The 1,183-nt window shown below is 63.5% G+C and carries 2 protein-coding genes; both read left to right on the top strand.

Annotation, left to right across the window (positions count from 1 at the left end):
* Nucleotides 1-133: 133 nt before the first annotated feature.
* The gene (locus tag AC1DYI_RS36275; RefSeq protein WP_477208926.1) at nt 134-835 is read left to right on the top strand and encodes a cytochrome b/b6 domain-containing protein; all 702 of its coding nucleotides are present in this window, start codon (nt 134-136) and stop codon (nt 833-835) included.
* A gap of 54 nt (nt 836-889) precedes the next feature.
* Nucleotides 890-1,183 (top strand): c-type cytochrome (locus AC1DYI_RS36270; RefSeq protein WP_477208925.1); only part of this gene is annotated, 294 nt, incomplete at its 3' end.

The following is a 1,183-nucleotide window of genomic DNA, read 5'->3' as shown; positions in this document are numbered from 1 at the left end:
TGCAACAGGCGAACGGCGCCATCCGGCTCAGTCTTGGTTACGACACGACAACCGACGACATAGAGGCAGCCGTACCGCTGATCGTGGCCGCCTATGAGCACCACACGGCGAGCATCGGACGAAAGAGAGCGCCATGAACGACACGACCTACGGGTACGAGGCGCCTGGCGAAGCTTCCGCCCCTGCCGTAAAGATTGGGGTGAAGGTCTGGGATCTGCCAACCCGGGTCTTTCATTGGGCGCTTGCGACAACAGTTTCAGGAGCCGTGGTGACGGCTCAACTCGGCGGCAACTGGATCGATTGGCACCTTCGGCTCGGGATCGCCACGCTCGCGTTGTTGGCCTTTCGGCTGGTGTGGGGTGTGGTCGGCCCACGCTATGCCCGCTTCAGCTCGTTCCTGTTCTCCCCACGAACTGTGTTCGCCTACCTGCGACAGGGGCTTGCCAAGCGACACGCCGGACATACGCCGTCCGGCGCAGTCGCAGTGTTCGCCATGCTTTCGGTTCTGCTAATCCAGGCGATCAGCGGACTGTTCAGTTCGGACTCGATCAGCACTGACGGACCTCTGGTCCATCTGGTCGCCGAGGGCACGGTCAGCCTGGCCACGTGGCTGCATGTGCGAATGCAATGGGTGATCTACGTGCTGGTGGCGTTGCACGTCATCGCCGTCCTCGGCTACCTCGTGCTCAAGAAAGACAACTTGATTGCCCCGATGGCGAACGGGCGCAAGCACGGCGTCCGAGCGCCGGATGCGGCCGACACGCTCGCCGTTCGCACCGCCGGGGTGGTCTTGCTCGCTGCCTTTGGCGGACTGGCGTTCTATTGGCTGGGGTGACTCGCCCCGGACGAGTTGATCAGAAACAGAAGGAGGCCCATGAGTTCCGTTCACTTGCGTTCCTGGCTGCTGGTGCCAGCCCTCCTGCTGACGATGCTGGCTGTACCGGCATCGGCACAGGACTCGCAGGCGCTCAACGCGCGCGCTCTCTCGGCCACCTGTGCCAACTGCCACGGCAGTGAAGGCAGTCCGCCTCGAGGCTCGGCCTTGGCTCCTCTGGCGGGCATGCCGTCCGCGCAGTTCCTCGCGCGAATGAAATCGTTCAAGCAGGCAGGCGCCGGTCCCACGGTCATGCACCAGATTGCGCAAGGCTTCACCGATACCCAGGTCGAGCAGATGGCCACGTAC

The sequence above is a fragment of the Ideonella sp. P3_A4 genome (genome assembly GCF_056403075.1).
The sequence above is the reverse complement of the archived record's forward strand: the minus strand, read 5'-3'. Positions and strand labels throughout refer to the sequence as shown.